The following is a 15593-nucleotide window of genomic DNA, read 5'->3' as shown; positions in this document are numbered from 1 at the left end:
ACCTGTAAGGGTGATTATCGCCAGCTGATCTTAACGATTTCAGCATGAGTTGCAGTCACTACTAAAGCAATTTTGAGCAGACAGTCATTTTTCCGCAAGCGCTGCGCGTTTCTGCGTAGCTTGAACATCGAGCACTACGGCGAAACGCGGGTATGGATAGCCTATTGGGCAACCTCAAGGTAAAGATCGGTGCAGCCTTCCGGCTCGCAACCGGCGGCCTGCCGCGTCTTGCCCTGACCACGGGTTCGATCCGCACCCAGATTCTGATTTTCTGCCTCGCGATGAGCGCCGTTGCCGTCGCGCTCGGCGGATACTCGATCCTGGGTATCCGCCATGCCGGCGATCTGGTGGCCAAGACGTTCGACGAATCCCTGATGTCGATCAATTACGCCCGCGCGGCCGGTGCGGACTTCGCCTCGATGCGGGTTGCGTCGTCACAGCGTCTGCTCACCACGGATTCGGAAATTCGTGCCAGCCTCGACAGCCAGATTGAAAAGCTCGCCAAGACGCTTTCGGAAGACCTGACGATCGCCGCCGATCGTTCGCAGTCCTCGCGCGCCGCGCAAGCCGCGGCAAAGGTTCAGGAAGCCGCCGACGCCTGGATGGCGCTGCATCGCCGTGCAATCGGATCGTCGGTCGAGGGAAATTCGGCGGCAGATCCGCATGCATCGGGAACGACGGTCGGCGATATCGACCGCTACTCCAAGATCGTCAGCCAGCAGGTCGAGCTCCTGGTCAACTATACGGCCGGTGACGGCTTTCTGTTCCGGCAAAAGGCGCTCTCGACCATCAAGCGGGATCTGCAGCTCAACGTCGCCGGGCTGACCGTCGCGCTGTTCCTGTCGGCGCTGTTCTCGTGGTTGCTGGCGCGTCGGATCATCGGGCCTGTCGCCATTGCATCGCGGGCCGCGCGGAGCATCGCCGGCGGCGACCTCGACGCGACCGTGCCCAAGGGCGGCACCGACGAACTCGGCACGCTGCTGACCGCCATGGAAACCATGCGCGACAACATCAGGCGGATGGTCGATCAGGAGGTGTCGCAACGCCGCTCCGCGCAGGCGCGGCTTTCCGATGCGCTCGAAACGTCGCGCGAAGGCGTCGTGCTGCTCGATGCGGACGGCCAGATCGCGCTGGCCAACTCGCGGGCAAGCGAATTCATCCGCCTTTCGCCGCAACTCCTGCAGTCGGATCGGCTCGATGCGCCCAGCCTGGCGCCGGTCGACGCTGACTTCGATGGCTTCGCGAGCGAGGCGCAGCTTTCCGACGGGCGCTGGCTGCGGGTCAGCCGCAGCGAGACGCAGGAAGGCGGCGTCGTTCTCGTCTACAGCGACATCTCCGCATTGAAGCAGCAGAAGGCGGAGCTGCATGAAACCAACCTGCGGCTCGACGCGGCGCTCACGCACATGTCGCAAGGGCTGTGCCTGTACAACAGCGAGGCGCGGCTGCAGGTCGCCAACCGCCGGTTCTGCGAGATCTTCGATATTTCGCCGGAGCTCGTCGTTCCCGGAATGACCATGGAGGACGTGCTCGGCCTCAGTGTCGCCGCCGGCAGTCACGGTGAGCGGAGCGTTGCCGACTTGCTGGCGGAACGCGAGCGATCGATGGCCCAGCACGAGGGCAACTATCTGCAGCATCTCAGCGATGGACGGATCATCGCCATCGCGCAGCGGCCGACATCCGACGGCGGCTGGCTCGTCACCTGCGAGGATGTCACCGAACAGCAGCGGGCCGAGTCGCAGATCGCGTTCATGGCCCGGCACGATGCCCTGACCAGGCTGCCGAACCGGACGTTGCTGGCAGAACGGATCGAGCTGGCGGTCGCTCAGGTCGGCCGCGGATCCGGCTTCGCGGTGTTCTGCCTCGATCTCGATAATTTCAAGCAGGTCAACGATACGCTCGGGCATCCGGTCGGCGACGAACTGCTGTGTGCGGTCGCGGACCGGCTCAACGCCTGCGTCCGCGAGGTCGATACCGTCGCGCGTCTGGGCGGCGACGAGTTCGCGGTCATCCAGTGCGGCGTGCAGGGCGGGGAGGAGGCCGAACGCCTCGCCCGCCGCATCGTGGAATGCGTCGGCGCCCCGTACGAGCTGAACGGGCATCGCGTCGTGGTCGGATGCAGCGTGGGCATCTCGATGTCGCCGGTCGACGGCACCACCGGCGAGAAGCTGCTCAAGAACGCCGATGTCGCCCTGTACCGCGCCAAGATGGAAGGCCGGGGCACCTGGCGCTTCTTCGAGCCCGCGATGGACGCCAGCCTGCAGCGGCGCCGGGCGATCGAGCTCGATCTCCGCGAGGCGATGCCCAAGGACGAGTTCTCGCTGTACTACCAGCCGCTTTACGATCTCCATCTCGACCGCATCTGCGGCTTCGAGGCGCTGCTGCGCTGGCATCACCCGAAGCGTGGGCTGGTGGCGCCGGACCAGTTCATCCCGATCGCGGAAGAAATCGGCCTGATCGGCCCGTTGGGGGAATGGGTGCTCAATCGCGCCTGCGAGCAGGCCGTCAGCTGGCCCAGCGAGATGAAGCTCGCGGTCAACGTCTCCGCGGTCCAGTTTCGCGATCCCGACTTCATCGATGTCGTCGTCAACGCGCTCGCGGCGTCAAAATTGTCGCCGCGTCGCCTGGAGCTCGAAATCACCGAGTCCGTCTTCCTGGCGAACAGCAGCGAGACGCTTGCGACGCTGCACAAGCTGAAGGCTCAGGGGCTGCGCATCGCGCTGGACGATTTCGGCACCGGTTATTCGTCGCTGAGCTACCTGCGCAGTTTCCCGTTCGACAAGCTCAAGATCGACAAATCCTTCGTGCGCGACGCGACCGCGACGCATGGATCGAAATCGATCGTGCGCGCCGTCATCAGCCTTGGCAGAAGCCTCGGCATGACCACGATCGCCGAAGGTATCGAGACCGTCGAGCAGCTGGACCACATGCGGGCCGAGGGCTGCAACGAGGCCCAGGGCTTCCTGTTCAGTCATCCGGTCCCGGTGACAGAGATCGCGGGCAAGATTCTCGAATTGAGGAACGGCTTCAAGCCGGCTGCCGTCAAGCAGGCGATGGCGGGCTGATGGCGCGACCGTCGCGCGACGCGCCGGGACGACACTGCAGGCTCACGACGGTCGATCGAGGCGAACGACGGTCTGCGCGATCCGGCGGGCGCGCGTGTCCGGCTTTCTGGCCGCGTTGATCGCCTCGACGCATTCTCGCTGCTGCGTGTAGCTGAGCCGATCCCAGCGGGCGCGCGCGGCGGGGGGGAGCGCCTTGTCGAGGTCGGGCGGAACGTCGACGGTTCGCTGTTCGGCATCGAGCTCGAGCGTGACCTGCAATGTCTCGCCGCCCTTTAGCCCGGCTGCCTCGCGGTTGCTCTTTCGCAAGGGGATGCAGACCTGCCCGCCCATCGAGGCGATGGTGCTTCGATAGGTGCAGCCGTTCAGCGTGACGAGAACCGGCGCGCGAACTTTTCCGAAAACAACTTTCGGATCGAACGTCACCGGTATGAAGCAGGTGCTGCCCTCAAGGACGATGGTCGCTTCGTACGTCTTGCTGGTCATGCTGCGCGATACCGTTGCGGACCAACGCCGAATGAAAAAGGCGGCCCGATCGGGGCCGCCTCTCCATTCTAGCATCGCGCCTGGCTATCCGCCATTGCCGCCGATCACGGCGCGCACGGTGTTGTCGGGACCGAAATCCTCGGCGCTGTCGACATAGAGCAGCGCGGAGAGCTTCGATCGCGCACGGTTGACGCGACTCTTGATGGTGCCGACCGCGCAGCCGCAGATCGCCGCGGCATCTTCGTAGGAGAAGCCGGAGGCACCAACCAGGATCAACGCCTCGCGCTGGTCCTGCGGCAGCTTTTCGAGCGCCGCGCGGAATTCCTCGAACTCCAGATGCGCGGCCTGCGACGGCTGGCTCTTCAGCGTCTTGGCATAATTGCCCTCGGCGTCCTCCACCTCGCGCCGCCGCTTGCGGTAGTCGGAGCGAAACAGGTTGCGCAGGATGGTGAACAGCCACGCGGGCAGGTTCGAGCCGGGTTGGAACGAGTCGATATTGGCGATCGCGCGCAGCAGGGTCTCCTGCACCAGATCGTCGGCGCGGTCGCCGTTACCGGACAGCGAGATCGCGAACGCGCGCAAGCTCGGGACCGACGCCAGGATGTCGTCGCGAAGTTCATTGGTGAGAGGCATTAGTCCCCTCCATTGTTCTTGTCGGTATCGCCCCCGGCCACGGCCGCCGCGGCAGCCTCGGGTCCGTCGAGTTTGCGGATCAGCTCCGCAAAGCGGTCGGGCACCCCCTGCCGCACCACATCATCGTACATGGCGCGCAGCTGGTGGCCGATTCTCGATTGAATCTCGGCGTTGAGACCGCCCTGCTTCTTTACTTCCTTCATGATCTGATCCACGCTTCCCCGGGAGTTAAGTCTCTGATTTCCAAGATGTTTCCTCGAAAAAAGAGGCTGGCCGCGTTGCCTCGTCGGTCAGGAGCTAATGCGAAGTTGCGCATAAAGTTCCGGAAGGCTGGAACTATTTCGTGGAACTTTTCCGGCGCTCGCGCGTAGTCGGGCATGCAGGGGAACCGGGGTTGCCCCAAATTGGTACGCCGCCCCCGGGTACGGGTTTCAGGCCGGTTGGCCTCACGAACAAGGATGGAGTGGGAATGTCCCGATCGCAGATCGTTGCCGAACACCTTCCGCTGTTGCGCCGTTATGCGCGCGCGCTGACCGGAAACCAGGCGTCCGGGGACGCCTATGTCGGGGCCATGCTCGAGGCCCTGTTGCAGGACGGATCGTTGCTGGACCAGACGCACGGCCCGCGCGCCGGCCTGTTTCGGCTGTTCACCCAGATCTGGAATTCGGTGTCGGTGAACAACAACGACACCGCCGACGTGGCGACGCTCTCGTTGCCGCCGGAGCGCCGGCTCTCCAACATCACGCCGCTGCCCCGGCAGGCCTTCCTGCTGCTGTCGCTGGAAGGCTTCTCGGAGGAGGAGGTCGGCTACATCCTCGGCACCGACATTGCCGAGACCCGCAAGCTGACCGACGCCGCCGGCCGCGAGATGGCCGCCGAGATCGCCACCGACGTCCTGATCATCGAGGACGAGACCTTCATCGCCATGGACCTCGAGAGCCTGGTGAAGAATCTCGGCCACAACGTCATCGGCGTTGCGCGCACCCATTCCGACGCGGTGGCGCTGGCCAAGAACAAGAAGCCCGGCCTGATCCTCGCCGACATCCAGCTCGCCGACGGCTCGTCCGGTCTCGATGCCGTCAACGAGCTGCTGCGCACCTTCGAGGTGCCCGTGGTGTTCATCACGGCCTATCCCGAGCGCTTCCTGACCGGCGAGCGGCCGGAGCCGGCGTTCCTGATCTCGAAACCGTTCCAGCCGGCGATGGTGTCGGCGGTGGCGAGCCAGGCGCTGTTCTTCCAGCGCAACTCGCGCAACCGCACGCCGCGCGCGGCGTCGGCATGAGCTGAGTTTACGCAAGAGGGCAAAGTGCAAGCCGGCGTACCGAGAGGTACGCCGGTTTTTTTCTTGCGGAAGGCTACGGATTTCGGGGCCGACATGCGTCGCGGACGGTGGAGCCTCGCGCTTCCGCCTGCTAAGCGCGGCCGATGGACACGACGCAACGCGACCGAACGATCGGCTTTCTCTGCCTGGTGGTGACGGCTTTCGGCTGGGCCCTGAACTGGCCGCTGATGAAGCTGCTGCTGCAGCAATGGCCGCCGCTGTTCGCCCGCGGACTCGCCGGCACCTGCGCGGCGGTGATCCTGGGCACGCTGGCGCTGGCCCGCGGCCAGTCGCTCGCGGTGCCGCGCGAGGCGGTCCCGCGGCTATTGTTCGCCTCCTTCACCAATGTCTTCGCCTGGATGGGCTTCGGCACCATCGCGATGAAGTTCGTCACGGTCGGCGAGGGTGCGCTGCTCGCCTACACCATGCCGATCTGGGCGATGCTGTTCGCCTGGCCGGTGCTGCACAGCCGGCCGACGCTGCGGGACCTGGCGGCGCTGGTGCTCGGCGTCGCCGGCGTCGCGCTCCTGCTCGGCGGAGGCGGCTTTGCGTTCAGCGCCGACAAGCTCACCGGCATTGCGCTGGCGCTCGCCTGCGCCATCCTGTTCGCGCTCGGCAACGTGCTGAACCGCAAGCCGCTGCCGATGCCGCCGCTTGCGGTGGTCGCCTGGCAGGTTGGCATCGGCTGTCTGGTGATGCTGCTGCTCGGCGTTCTGTTCGAGCACCCGAATTATGCCGCGATCACGCCGTTTGGCCTCGGCTGCTTCGCCTATATGACGCTGATGCCGATGGGCATCTGCTATCTCACCTGGTTCGAGACGTTGCGCCGGCTGCCGCCGACATCGGCATCGACGGGCATGTTGCTGGTGCCGGTCATCGGCGTGATCTCGGCCGCGATCATCCTCGGCGAGCCACTCGGCCTGCGCGAGATCGGCGCGATGGCGCTGACGCTCGGCGGCGTGATGCTGGCGCTGCAGCGGGCGTGAGTTGCCGGTCGAGGGAACCGACGTTCACGCGACGCGTTCTCCTGAAAAGGGAGCTTGGCCATGCGCAAGGCGATCGCGCGGCTGGATGCGGAGCAGAAGGCGCAGCTGCTTTATCTCGCAGATCTCGGTACGGCGATGTTCACGTCGGCGCTTGTGGTCTGCACGCTGAAAGCGGTCGTGGACCTGTTCGTCGGCGGCTGAACGGCCGCATCGGCGCCAACGCGCCGTTACTCCTCCTGCGGCGCGTCCGCTTGGGTGTGCCCATCCGGCCCCCGGTTAAACACCCCATACTCGCTCGACTTCACCCCGGCGCCTCCATCGACGCCGTCGCCGGCCAGGCCGAGCCTGAGCAGCTCGCGCACCGCAGCGGCGCGGGTCGGCATGCGGTGCTTGAAGCGGAAATCGTCGAGGGCCGATAATTCTTGAGGAGAAAGCATGACTTGAAGACGTTCAGCGCGAAGCTCATTCATCGCAAACCGCCCAGAATTAGATAGTTGAGTAATTTGCTAAACGAGCCAAGTCGCGGCGGGTTCCACAGGTTGAGACAAAAACGTCGACTGAGTAAGTTTATCAAACAAAATCAATTACTTACGAGAAAAAATAACGGAACGATCCGGCGGTCTCTCGCGTTACCTTGCGGGAGTGATGCCATGACCAACCACGTCAAGCTGCCCCGCAAACTATCCGAGGAACCGGAAGCCCCTGAGCCGCGGCGTCCGAGCCACGCACAGGTCATCGATCAACTGGACCGCTGGGCCAATAGTCCCGGTCTGCAACCGCCAAGGGTGAGTGATGCAGAAGACGATTCAGAAGCGGAAACGATCTGAACCCCACACGTTCGAGCAGCGCCTCGACGAACACCGGGCGCGGCTCGAGCGCCAGCTCGAGCAGTTGCCGCGCGGCGTCAAGCGCGAACAGATCGCGGCACGCATCGAGCAGCTGCAGACTGCGGTCGAATTGAACGCGATGCTGTCGATGAATGAGTGATAACAAGTCAGGCGCGGCGGGAGACCACTGGCTCCCGCCGCGTCGGACGAGCCGCTCAGCAACCGCGGCAGACCGAATTCAATTTTGCTTTGAGGCCGGGATCGTCCCACGGTGCCACGTCGAAGAACGCCGGCGCCTTCCCGAAATTGAATGGCACGGTCAGGACGGCGGTGTCGTCCTTCACGTCGTCGGGGATCGCGGCAAAGGGTTGGGCGCGTTCGACGATTGCCAATGCCTCTGCGTCTATCGCCGCGATGCCGGTGTTCTCGACCAGCCAACTCGACATGAGATGCCCTGCGCGATCGATTCTGAAGCTGACTTTAGCGATGCCTCCCTGCCCAGGCGCCAGCGGTGGGTAACGCCGAGCTTGGCGCAGCCGGCTGGAAATACCTTGTTTCCATGCCGCAACTGAAGGGGTGGCTTGTGGGGCTGCGCTATCCTCGGCAAGTGTGGGACCTGTGGCAGCAAAGAACAAAGCAATACAAGCAACGAGCCGTCGCAACATCCCGGTGACGATCCAATTTTGAAATTTACGGGCGGCACTCTATTCGCGCTTTGGTTGATTGCAAGGCGCGAGGCTCGCGATGCGGTGGAAATCCATCAACATCTGCCAGTGAAAGTGGCTTGCCCGTATCGGCTGCGCACCGTAGCATTAGACGTGTTGATGGGGATGGAGTCCCCCGATAACCGCCGCAAGGCTGATGACTCCTACCGGGCGCGACAGCGTCGGTAGGAGCATGCGCCACCGCCGATCCGCAGCGCGCCCCGCGAATGAGAAGGGGCAGAGCATGACGGGTCTTCCTGGGTCACTCTCAATCGCATTGTCGCTGGTCGGGTCGATCTGGCTCGTCGGTGTCGTCGCCCTGTTGGTCGGCGCCCCGGGCGAGCTGGTCGCCGCGACTTTCGTTGTTGGGCTTGTGACGGGCATCGCCGAGTGGCGAGGCATGATCCGGAAAAGTGGGCACCGGTTTTCCGACAGAGGATCATGCCCAAACCAGAAACAGAGCACGATGACGAGTCATCGTGCTCGGGAAAGGTGAGACCTTGAACGTTCAATTGTTGGCGGCGGTCGCGATCGGTGGTTCGCTGGGATCGGTCGCACGCTATCTGGTGGCGATCGGCGCGGGGCGCCTGGTCGGCACCGAATTTCCCTGGGGTACGCTGGTAATCAATATCGTGGGCTCGTTCCTGATCGGCGTCTTCGCGGAGTCCTTCGCGCTGAGCTGGAACGTCAGCCAGGCGGTGCGGGTGTTTCTTACCGTCGGCATCTGCGGCGGCTTCACCACCTTCTCGACCTTTTCGCTCGATGCGATCGTGCTGATGCAGCGGGGCGAGCTATGGCCGGCCGCGGCCTACATCGTAGCCTCCGTCGCACTCTCGATCCTCGCGCTGTTCGGCGGCCTCATGCTGGTGCGGGCGTTAGCAGCTTGATCGGTGAACGGTGGCCCATTGCGGCCTCCGCGCTGGTTCAACCTGATCTACGTTGCCTGCGGACCGTTCAAAAAAAGTGAAGGGCTGGAGGTATCGCCTGCCGCCGGAATCCTTGGCGTGCGCGGGGCCAGCCGGTAGGATGGAACCCGGATTGAGGTCAGGGACCAAGGAGAGTCTGGAGAATGAAGCACGTCGACGTCGCGGTGATTGCTGCCACGCTGTGGCTGCTGGCGTCGATGGTGCTGGACATCCTGACGCCGAAGTCGATCACCGCGCTGATGATCGCCGCCGCGCTCGCCCCGCCGTTCCTGATCGGGATCGGCATCCATTTCGCACGCGAATATTTCAAGGCCAAGCGGCGCAGCTACCCGCCGCCGCGGTTGGACGAACACTTCGAGAACTAAGCACAACAGGTCTGCAAGACGGGTTGCACTTGCTGCATTGAACTGCGCCGATGGCTTGCTAAGGTTGCGCCATGACCGAGCATCTCCCCGAGACGATCAGCCGCCTCTACACCGACCCCGGCGAATATGTCGACAGCGACCATCCCGCCGTCGAGGCGTTCGCCCGCGCCGCCGTCCCACCCGACGCCAGCGTGCGCGACATCGCGAGCCGGCTCTACACGGCAGTGCGCGACGGCATCCGCTACAACCCCTATGTCAGCATGCGCTCGTCGGAGAGCTACCGGGCTTCCAGCGTGCTCGCCGCGGGTAACGGCTATTGCGTCGGCAAGGCGGCGCTCTATGCCGCGGCCTGCCGGGTCCATGGCATCCCGGCCCGGGTCGGCTTTGCCGATGTCCGCAACCATCTCACCACCGAGAAGCTGCGCCAGAGCATGGGCTCGGACCTGTTCACCTGGCACGGCTTCACCGAAGTGTTCGTCGACGGCGCCTGGCGCAAGGCGACCCCGACCTTCAACGACACGCTGTGCGCCAAGCTCGGCGTCAAGCCGCTCGATTTCGACGGCCATTCGGATGCGCTGCTGCATCCGTTCGACGGCGCGGGGCGTGCCTACATGCAGTACGTCAACGACCACGGCACCTATCACGACGTCCCCGCCAAATTCCTGATGCGCGAGATGGCGCGCGAATACGCCAACATGCAGGGCGAGGACATGACCGGCCGCGACATGGAGCGGGAGGCGGCGGAGCAGTAGCGCGGGGGCGTGCTGCGCTGACGCGAGCCGTCCTGGGTGAACGTGCGCCCGCTGAGGGGGCGGTGTCATGGATGCGGAGCTGCCGAAAGCTCAGGTCGGCCGTCCGGCCACGGGCTGGGAGGACGCGGTCGCGCTGACCGGGTTCATCCTGGTCGCGGTCGGGCAGGCCTCCAACCAGGTGCTGGCGCGCGGCCTTGCCGGCTCGGTACCGCCGTTCTCGCTGGCCTTCTTCCGCTGGAGCATCATCGCCATTGGCCTTGCGCCGTTCGCGATCGCGGCGGTCAGGGACGGCAAGATCCCGCTGGCGCAGAATTTTTGGCCGATCCTCGCCGCGGGCTTCCTCGGCATGTTCCTGTGCGGCGGCCCGGTCTACATCGCGGGCGTCACCACCACGGCGATCCATATCGCGCTGATCTTCGCGCTGTCGCCGATCATGGTGCTGTTGATCTCGGCCGCGCTCGGCATCGAGCATATCGGTCCGCTGCAATGGCTGGGCACGGCGCTGGCGCTCGCCGGTGCGCTGTTGATCGTCTCCGGCGGCCATCTGGAAAGCCTGACGCAATCGAGCGCGGCCTGGGGCGACCTCCTGGTGGTGTGCGCGATGCTCGGCTGGTCCGGCTATACGCTGGTGCAATCGCGCGTCGCGGCGCGCGCCTCGCTGCTGGCGCGGGTCAGCCTGTTCTCGGCGGCCGGCGCGCTGTGCTCGTTGCCGCCCGCGCTCCAGGAGATGTGGGCGACGCCGGCTGCGGTCTTCAACGCCCGGGCGTTGGAGGCCTATGTCTTCGCCGGCTTCGTCCCGGGCCTGATCGCCTATGCCGGCTTCGCCTGGCTCGGCGCACGGTTCGGATCGGTGCGGACCTCGCTCGTGCTTTACGTGGCGCCGATCGCAAGCGCACTGCTGTCCTGGATCATCCTTGGCGAGCCGCCGAAGCTGATCCACCTGGTCGGCGGCCTGCTGATCCTCGGTGGCGTCTGGGCGAGCCTGCGCAAGTAATCCAGCTCCTTCCCCGGCGGAACCTTTTCCCGCCTCGTGCGTTGAATCCAACGTTGATTCAAGGACTTAGTTGGAGGTCGTATGAATCTTACTCCCGAGCAGCGCAAGGTTCGTAACGAACAGCGCCAGCAAGACGCGTCGCAGGCGATGAAGGAGCACCTCGCCCACGAGAAGGCGTTCTACGACAATTTCCACCGCCTCAAGGCGGAACGGCAGGCGCGTGAAGCCGCGGAATCACGCAAGCAATCCGCTGCAAAATAAGCGCCGGGAGCCAAACCCACCGACCGGATTGCCCGGATCCGACAGACCGAGAAGGAGCGGAAGCAAGGGGGCGGGCACGGTGCAAGCGAGCTCGCTCCAATGACGCGATGAAATCTCCAGGCTTTTGGAGGACCTCCGATGTATTTTGCCGACCAGAAGACGGTCACCTGCAAATGCGGCGAGCCCTTGAGCGAATTGATGCCCGTCGACGACCAGACGACCGGAATCAAGTTTCATGTCGGTCGTTGCCCGTCATGCCGTGAAGTGACGGTGGTTCGATCCCAGGACATGCCATCAAACGACAATGCCTGAAGCGGACGTCCTCGCGCCAGCGGGAGGACCGCTTTTTCAGTGCCCAATTGCAACGGCTGAGTGACAGGTCGGCTGACGCATCGTTCGCGACACAGCCGAAAAAAAGAGCAGGGCGCGACCGGCATCACCACGGTCGCGCCCTACGTCGCCGGTCAATGGGGCAGGGGGAATAACCGGCTCTTCCAATGACTCGCAGACCCCCGGACTCGTTCCGCGCGAATCAAAATTATTTCGTACACGGTTAAGTGATGGCTGGACGCGAGAACCCCACAGGTTTTGCTCGCGTTGTCTCCGTGATCGCCAACGGGAATTTCCATGGGGCGAGGGACATCACCATGTCAAAGATTCAAAAGGGAATTTTCGCTGCGTTGGCGGCTGGACTGACGCTGGGCGCGGTCCAGCTGGCGTCCGGCCACGATCTCATTGGCGGGCAGCAGGTCACCATCCAATTGGCGCCGGAGAGCGCGGTCAATCGCGCTGCCAAGACGGATCGTGCGGCGGTTCCGATGACCAGCCTCCCGAGCCGGACGGTGGCGCTGAAGCTCGACCGGCTTCCCGATACGTCGGTCCTTGTCCGCGTTCCCGTGGCACGGGAAGAGGCCCGCAATCACCCCGCAGCGCCCGCCCGTGCGCGGCCCGGCGACACCCGCAAGGTGGCCTGCGAGCCCGTGGTCAGCGTCCTGACCGAAGTGGCCAAGCTGCTGCAGCCCGGCCGCTGTGTGACCTGAGAACCCCTTGAACGGTGTCATCGCCCGGTCGAGTCGGGCGATGACAGCCGTGCTTGTTGGTGGCTATTCCTCTTCGTCCGGCTCGCCGCTGCCGGCAACGCTGCGGCTGGCCATCAGGCCGAGTGCGATGCCGCCGACCGCCAGGATCGGAATAAGTCGCTTCACGCCGATGGCGCGCACGATCTGCAGGCCGGTGGCGATCAACGCGGGGTCGGTGAGCATCGTCGCCGCGGCAGATTTCGCGGCCTTTGCCGCCTCCTCGGCACGGCGGCGCATCTCGCGCTTTCGTGCCGTGTAAACGCCGACGGCGATCAGCGTGACGACCAGAAACACCGCGGCGCCGGACAGGCACGCCTCCACCGGCCCATAGCGCTGCAGCACATAGACAAAGGCGGCCGCGCACAGGAAGGCGATGGTGACGAACAACGCGATCGCGGCGGCGGCCGCAAGCGACGTCAGCCGCAGCGCCCCTGCAGTGGATTCCTTGACGTCATGGATCAGCCGCTGAAGCATTGACCAGCCTTGTCCTGAAAAGCTCTGCTTTGAACCTTGCCTTGACGAGCGCGTCGACGAACGCGGCGGCGGCGTGCCCGCGCCGCCATCGCGTCCAGAACGGTGGCGCATGACCTAGCGCCGCCAGGTGACGCCGATCAGAAAGCCGAGGCCGAGCGCAAGGCCGACGGTCGCCAGCGGCCGCTGCGTGATCACCTCTTCCAGCGATTCCTCGATCGAGGATGCCGCATCCTGCGCCGCGCCCATCATCGCGCTGCCGCGCTCCGACATGTCGTCGAGCGTCGATTCGGCGTTGGCGCGCGCATCCTTGTAGTGGCGGCGGGCCTGCTTGCCCGCGTTGTTGGCAAACGAGTTGAGCGCGTCGGTGATCTGTTCGGTGAGAGCTGCGATATCGTTCTTCACGGCAGTGACATCCTTTTCGAGGCGTTCGTAGGTCGCTTTGTCGGTCATGTTCCTGATCCCAAATGCGCTGTCCGTGCTCGACATCGAAAGCTCCCGGAGAACGTGTGTGTTCGGAGAAAAACGCGTCGCACCCTGCAAGGTTCCAGATGCGAAACCCAGGTTAGTCCTCAGGCAGCTGCGGCGAATTGACCGGCATCAAATGCTCCTTGACGATCAACGCCACGATCAGCAGCGGTGACGACAGGAAGGCGCCCATCGGACCCCACAACCAGGTCCAGAATGCGAGCGCGAGAAAGACCGCGAGCGCATTCAGCGACAGCCTGCGGCCGACGATCGTCGGCGTCACGAAATGCCCTTCCATGAAAGTCACGACGGCAAAGCACGCCGGCGCGATCAGCCCCGCGCCGATGGTCGGCGAGGAGACGATGCCGACCGCCACCAGCACCACGAACATCGCGACCGGGCCGATGATCGGAATGAAGTTCAGTGTGGCGGCGAGCGCGCCGAGCCCGGCCGCGTTGGGCGTGCCCGTCGCCGCGCAGATCGCACCGGTGACGATGCCGACGCCGGCATTGATCATCGTGACCGTCAGCAGGTAACTGCCGAGGTGCGTTTCGAGCTCGTTGAGTATCCGCAGCGTCCGCAGCCGCGCCGCGCGGTCGCTGAAGGTCATTACCAGGCCGCGGCGCAGATCCTTCCAGCTCGCGATGAACAGGATCAGGGTCGCGATGAACAGCAGGAATTCGGCGAAGGTCGGCGACACGAATTCCAGCGTCGGCTGCACCCATTCGAATTTCGGCAGCGGCAGTGTCGCCAGCGTATCGGAGCCGCCGACCATGCTCTGCAGCTCCTGCCACAGCGCCAGCGGCCGGTCGAACACATGCAGCTTCTCTTTCAGGATCGCGGCGAGCTCGGGCAGCCGCGAGCTCCAATCCATGACTGGCGAGGCGATCAGTCCAACCATGAAGGCGACGGCTGCGCCGACCGCGACCACGATCAGCACCGCGCCGAGCGCGCGCGGGATCCGGTAACGCTCGAGCAGGCTCGCCGCCGGCGACAGCATGGTGCCGATGATGAAAGCCATGGTGATCGGAAGGAAGACGGCACGCGCCAGATAGAGCACCGCCACCACGACGATCACCAGCAGCGCGACCAGTGCGAAGGCGACGACCTCGGCGCGGCTGATCACCGGGGGCGTTTCGGCTTTGCTGTCGGGGAGGGGCGTGCCTTCGGGCGCGTTGCCAAGCATACGTTCACCCGGAAAGGCGCGCACCAGACTCCTCCCGAATGGGGACAAATGAATTTCGCATCAAATTGCGCACGACAACGGCGTCGCCCCGGCAAAGGTTCCATCGCGCTCTCGTGAGAGATGGCGGGTTGACAATCGCGACTTCGCGACGATTCGCAGCGGAACTGTCTGATGGTCGCGCGCGTTGGTTCGTCATCGCATCACCATGATGCGCATCCCGTCCAGGGGCAGCACATGACACAGCAGTCTCTTTCCAGCCGCCGGCTTGCGTCGCGCGCCGCGCGCACCTTTGCTCGTAATCTTGCCTTCGCCGGCGTCCTGTTCGCGACGCCGTTCATGGTCGCCAATTCGGCCAGTGCGCAGGTGCTCGGCTATGCATCGACGCAGCCGGGCGCATTCCCCTCCGACGAGGCGATGAACGATGCTTCGGCCGGCGCCACCGAGGACGGCGTGCTGCCGGAGCGGCTGCGCCGCACCACCGTCGCGCTCAACACGTCTGAGGCGCCCGGCACCATCATCATCGATACCGGCAACACCGCGCTCTATTACGTGCTCGGCGGCGGCCGGGCGATCCGCTACGGCGTCGGCGTCGGCCGCGAAGGATTCACCTGGGCGGGCACCCAGACCATCAGCAACAAGGCCGAGTGGCCGGACTGGCATCCGCCGGCCGAGATGATCAAGCGCCAGCCCTATCTGCCGCGCTTCATGGCCGGCGGCCCCGGCAATCCGCTCGGTGCCCGCGCGATGTATCTCGGCTCGAGCGAGTACCGCATCCACGGCACCAACGATCCGTCGACGATCGGCAAGTTCGTGTCGTCAGGCTGCATCCGCCTGACCAACGAGGACGTCACCGACCTGTTCAACCGCGTCAATGTCGGCACCAAGGTGATGGTGTTGCCGAAGAACGCACCGCATATCGCCGCGCGCGAACTCGGCCCGGGTACGACGCAGATCTCGGTCCGGCCGGCGCCGATGCAGCCGCGCCCCGCCGTGATGACGCTGCCGTCCGGCCGTCAGGCGATGAACATCCCGGCGACATCCTCGTTGTATTGAGGAGTGTTGTAGCGAGAGGTCG

Annotated in this window: 22 protein-coding genes and 1 riboswitch; of the genes, 14 read left to right on the top strand and 8 right to left on the bottom strand. The window is 64.7% G+C overall.

Annotated elements, in window-relative coordinates; translation table 11 throughout:
* The first annotated feature begins 152 nt into the window (after positions 1 to 152).
* A complete protein-coding gene (locus tag CO675_RS21055; RefSeq protein WP_097673784.1) occupies positions 153 to 3062 on the top strand; it encodes an EAL domain-containing protein in 2910 nt (969 codons plus the stop codon).
* Positions 3063 to 3104: 42 nt separating this feature from the next.
* Here CO675_RS21055 and CO675_RS21050 read toward each other — a convergent pair whose 3' ends face one another.
* The 3 genes from CO675_RS21050 to CO675_RS21040 all read right to left on the bottom strand — a co-directional run bounded on the left by CO675_RS21050 (position 3105) and on the right by CO675_RS21040 (position 4381).
* A complete protein-coding gene (locus CO675_RS21050; protein ID WP_158231283.1) occupies positions 3105 to 3545 on the bottom strand; it encodes a YdeI/OmpD-associated family protein in 441 nt (146 codons plus the stop codon).
* 84 nt (positions 3546 to 3629) lie between these two features.
* A complete protein-coding gene (locus CO675_RS21045) occupies positions 3630 to 4178 on the bottom strand; it encodes a sigma-70 family RNA polymerase sigma factor (protein ID WP_016847265.1) in 549 nt (182 codons plus the stop codon).
* Positions 4178 to 4381 carry a NepR family anti-sigma factor gene (locus CO675_RS21040; RefSeq protein ID WP_018269610.1) on the bottom strand — a complete coding sequence of 68 codons (204 nt, stop codon included), beginning with the start codon at positions 4379 to 4381 and terminating at the stop codon, positions 4178 to 4180. The genes CO675_RS21045 and CO675_RS21040 overlap by 1 nt, the downstream gene beginning before the upstream one ends.
* Before the next feature lie 266 nt (positions 4382 to 4647).
* On the opposite strand from CO675_RS21040, the gene CO675_RS21035 reads away from it, so the two are divergent.
* The 3 genes from CO675_RS21035 (at position 4648) to CO675_RS40615 (ending at position 6686) form a co-directional block, all read left to right on the top strand.
* Positions 4648 to 5460: a response regulator gene (locus tag CO675_RS21035; protein WP_097673782.1), complete on the top strand. Its 813-nt coding sequence runs from the start codon at positions 4648 to 4650 to the stop codon at positions 5458 to 5460.
* Between the two features lie 143 nt (positions 5461 to 5603).
* Positions 5604 to 6485: a DMT family transporter gene (locus CO675_RS21030; protein ID WP_097673781.1), complete on the top strand. Its 882-nt coding sequence runs from the start codon at positions 5604 to 5606 to the stop codon at positions 6483 to 6485.
* 60 nt (positions 6486 to 6545) lie between these two features.
* On the top strand, positions 6546 to 6686 hold the full coding sequence (locus CO675_RS40615) for a hypothetical protein (protein ID WP_158231282.1): 141 nt from the start codon (positions 6546 to 6548) through the stop codon (positions 6684 to 6686).
* A gap of 26 nt (positions 6687 to 6712) precedes the next feature.
* Here the strand turns inward: CO675_RS40615 and CO675_RS21025 are convergent, their stop codons facing one another.
* Complete coding sequence (locus CO675_RS21025) at positions 6713 to 6955, bottom strand: hypothetical protein (protein ID WP_097673780.1); 243 nt, start codon at positions 6953 to 6955, stop codon at positions 6713 to 6715.
* Positions 6956 to 7135: 180 nt separating this feature from the next.
* Between CO675_RS21025 and CO675_RS41050 the strand changes: the two genes are divergently transcribed.
* Both CO675_RS41050 and CO675_RS21020 read left to right on the top strand, forming a co-directional pair.
* Positions 7136 to 7312, top strand: a complete 177-nt coding sequence (locus tag CO675_RS41050; protein WP_198964680.1) for a hypothetical protein — start codon at positions 7136 to 7138, stop codon at positions 7310 to 7312.
* A complete protein-coding gene (locus tag CO675_RS21020) occupies positions 7278 to 7472 on the top strand; it encodes a hypothetical protein (protein ID WP_097673779.1) in 195 nt (64 codons plus the stop codon). The genes CO675_RS41050 and CO675_RS21020 overlap by 35 nt, the downstream gene beginning before the upstream one ends.
* 55 nt (positions 7473 to 7527) lie before the next feature.
* On the opposite strand, the gene CO675_RS21015 is transcribed toward CO675_RS21020, so the two are convergent.
* Positions 7528 to 7977, bottom strand: coding sequence for a TonB family protein (locus CO675_RS21015; protein WP_097673778.1), 450 nt, complete (start codon positions 7975 to 7977; stop codon positions 7528 to 7530).
* A gap of 152 nt (positions 7978 to 8129) precedes the next feature.
* Positions 8130 to 8190, top strand: a riboswitch (Fluoride riboswitch).
* Positions 8191 to 8516: 326 nt separating this feature from the next.
* Between CO675_RS21015 and crcB the strand changes: the two genes are divergently transcribed.
* From crcB to CO675_RS20980, 7 genes are all read left to right on the top strand, one after another.
* Positions 8517 to 8903: a fluoride efflux transporter CrcB gene (gene crcB / locus CO675_RS21005; RefSeq protein WP_198964679.1), complete on the top strand. Its 387-nt coding sequence runs from the start codon at positions 8517 to 8519 to the stop codon at positions 8901 to 8903.
* Positions 8904 to 9085: 182 nt separating this feature from the next.
* Positions 9086 to 9307: a hypothetical protein gene (locus CO675_RS21000; RefSeq protein WP_097673775.1), complete on the top strand. Its 222-nt coding sequence runs from the start codon at positions 9086 to 9088 to the stop codon at positions 9305 to 9307.
* 71 nt (positions 9308 to 9378) lie between these two features.
* A complete protein-coding gene (locus CO675_RS20995) occupies positions 9379 to 10059 on the top strand; it encodes a transglutaminase-like domain-containing protein (protein WP_097673774.1) in 681 nt (226 codons plus the stop codon).
* Positions 10060 to 10126: 67 nt separating this feature from the next.
* Complete coding sequence (locus tag CO675_RS20990; RefSeq protein ID WP_097673773.1) at positions 10127 to 11053, top strand: DMT family transporter; 927 nt, start codon at positions 10127 to 10129, stop codon at positions 11051 to 11053.
* An 81-nt stretch (positions 11054 to 11134) separates the two neighbouring features.
* Complete coding sequence (locus CO675_RS20985; RefSeq protein WP_097673772.1) at positions 11135 to 11314, top strand: hypothetical protein; 180 nt, start codon at positions 11135 to 11137, stop codon at positions 11312 to 11314.
* Positions 11315 to 11452: 138 nt separating this feature from the next.
* Positions 11453 to 11626: a hypothetical protein gene (locus CO675_RS41045; RefSeq protein WP_198964678.1), complete on the top strand. Its 174-nt coding sequence runs from the start codon at positions 11453 to 11455 to the stop codon at positions 11624 to 11626.
* A 335-nt stretch (positions 11627 to 11961) separates the two neighbouring features.
* The gene (locus tag CO675_RS20980) at positions 11962 to 12354 is read left to right on the top strand and encodes a hypothetical protein (RefSeq protein ID WP_097673771.1); all 393 of its coding nucleotides are present in this window, start codon (positions 11962 to 11964) and stop codon (positions 12352 to 12354) included.
* Between the two features lie 63 nt (positions 12355 to 12417).
* Here the strand turns inward: CO675_RS20980 and CO675_RS20975 are convergent, their stop codons facing one another.
* The 3 genes from CO675_RS20975 to CO675_RS20965 all read right to left on the bottom strand — a co-directional run bounded on the left by CO675_RS20975 (position 12418) and on the right by CO675_RS20965 (position 14542).
* Positions 12418 to 12867 (bottom strand): hypothetical protein, encoded by a 450-nt coding sequence (locus CO675_RS20975; RefSeq protein ID WP_097673770.1) that lies wholly within the window; start codon positions 12865 to 12867, stop codon positions 12418 to 12420.
* Between the two features lie 114 nt (positions 12868 to 12981).
* The gene (locus tag CO675_RS20970; protein ID WP_097673769.1) at positions 12982 to 13353 is read right to left on the bottom strand and encodes an ElaB/YgaM/YqjD family protein; all 372 of its coding nucleotides are present in this window, start codon (positions 13351 to 13353) and stop codon (positions 12982 to 12984) included.
* Positions 13354 to 13429: 76 nt separating this feature from the next.
* On the bottom strand, positions 13430 to 14542 hold the full coding sequence (locus CO675_RS20965; RefSeq protein WP_097673768.1) for an AI-2E family transporter: 1113 nt from the start codon (positions 14540 to 14542) through the stop codon (positions 13430 to 13432).
* A 210-nt stretch (positions 14543 to 14752) separates the two neighbouring features.
* Between CO675_RS20965 and CO675_RS20960 the strand changes: the two genes are divergently transcribed.
* Positions 14753 to 15571, top strand: coding sequence for a L,D-transpeptidase (locus tag CO675_RS20960; protein WP_097673889.1), 819 nt, complete (start codon positions 14753 to 14755; stop codon positions 15569 to 15571).
* Positions 15572 to 15593 lie beyond the last annotated feature (22 nt).

It is taken from the genome of Bradyrhizobium sp. C9, from assembly GCF_002532045.1.
Taxonomy (GTDB): Bacteria; Pseudomonadota; Alphaproteobacteria; order Rhizobiales; family Xanthobacteraceae; genus Bradyrhizobium.
Note: the sequence above shows the minus strand (reverse complement) of the source record. Positions and strands in the feature narration are given on the sequence as shown.

Coding starts and splice junctions, on each gene's coding strand:
- CO675_RS21035 (WP_097673782.1), top strand. CDS start 4,648: ATGTCCCGATCGCAGATCGTTGCCGAACACCTTCCGCTGTTGCGCCGT.
- CO675_RS41045 (WP_198964678.1), top strand. CDS start 11,453: ATGTATTTTGCCGACCAGAAGACGGTCACCTGCAAATGCGGCGAGCCC.
- CO675_RS20995 (WP_097673774.1), top strand. CDS start 9,379: ATGACCGAGCATCTCCCCGAGACGATCAGCCGCCTCTACACCGACCCC.
- CO675_RS20960 (WP_097673889.1), top strand. CDS start 14,753: ATGACACAGCAGTCTCTTTCCAGCCGCCGGCTTGCGTCGCGCGCCGCG.
- CO675_RS41050 (WP_198964680.1), top strand. CDS start 7,136: ATGACCAACCACGTCAAGCTGCCCCGCAAACTATCCGAGGAACCGGAA.
- CO675_RS20980 (WP_097673771.1), top strand. CDS start 11,962: ATGTCAAAGATTCAAAAGGGAATTTTCGCTGCGTTGGCGGCTGGACTG.
- CO675_RS21045 (WP_016847265.1), bottom strand. CDS start 4,178: ATGCCTCTCACCAATGAACTTCGCGACGACATCCTGGCGTCGGTCCCG.
- CO675_RS21000 (WP_097673775.1), top strand. CDS start 9,086: ATGAAGCACGTCGACGTCGCGGTGATTGCTGCCACGCTGTGGCTGCTG.
- CO675_RS21040 (WP_018269610.1), bottom strand. CDS start 4,381: ATGAAGGAAGTAAAGAAGCAGGGCGGTCTCAACGCCGAGATTCAATCG.
- CO675_RS21025 (WP_097673780.1), bottom strand. CDS start 6,955: ATGAATGAGCTTCGCGCTGAACGTCTTCAAGTCATGCTTTCTCCTCAA.
- CO675_RS20990 (WP_097673773.1), top strand. CDS start 10,127: ATGGATGCGGAGCTGCCGAAAGCTCAGGTCGGCCGTCCGGCCACGGGC.
- CO675_RS20975 (WP_097673770.1), bottom strand. CDS start 12,867: ATGCTTCAGCGGCTGATCCATGACGTCAAGGAATCCACTGCAGGGGCG.
- CO675_RS40615 (WP_158231282.1), top strand. CDS start 6,546: ATGCGCAAGGCGATCGCGCGGCTGGATGCGGAGCAGAAGGCGCAGCTG.
- CO675_RS21020 (WP_097673779.1), top strand. CDS start 7,278: ATGCAGAAGACGATTCAGAAGCGGAAACGATCTGAACCCCACACGTTC.
- CO675_RS21055 (WP_097673784.1), top strand. CDS start 153: ATGGATAGCCTATTGGGCAACCTCAAGGTAAAGATCGGTGCAGCCTTC.
- CO675_RS20970 (WP_097673769.1), bottom strand. CDS start 13,353: ATGTCGAGCACGGACAGCGCATTTGGGATCAGGAACATGACCGACAAA.
- CO675_RS21050 (WP_158231283.1), bottom strand. CDS start 3,545: ATGACCAGCAAGACGTACGAAGCGACCATCGTCCTTGAGGGCAGCACC.
- CO675_RS21015 (WP_097673778.1), bottom strand. CDS start 7,977: ATGTTGCGACGGCTCGTTGCTTGTATTGCTTTGTTCTTTGCTGCCACA.
- CO675_RS20985 (WP_097673772.1), top strand. CDS start 11,135: ATGAATCTTACTCCCGAGCAGCGCAAGGTTCGTAACGAACAGCGCCAG.
- CO675_RS21030 (WP_097673781.1), top strand. CDS start 5,604: ATGGACACGACGCAACGCGACCGAACGATCGGCTTTCTCTGCCTGGTG.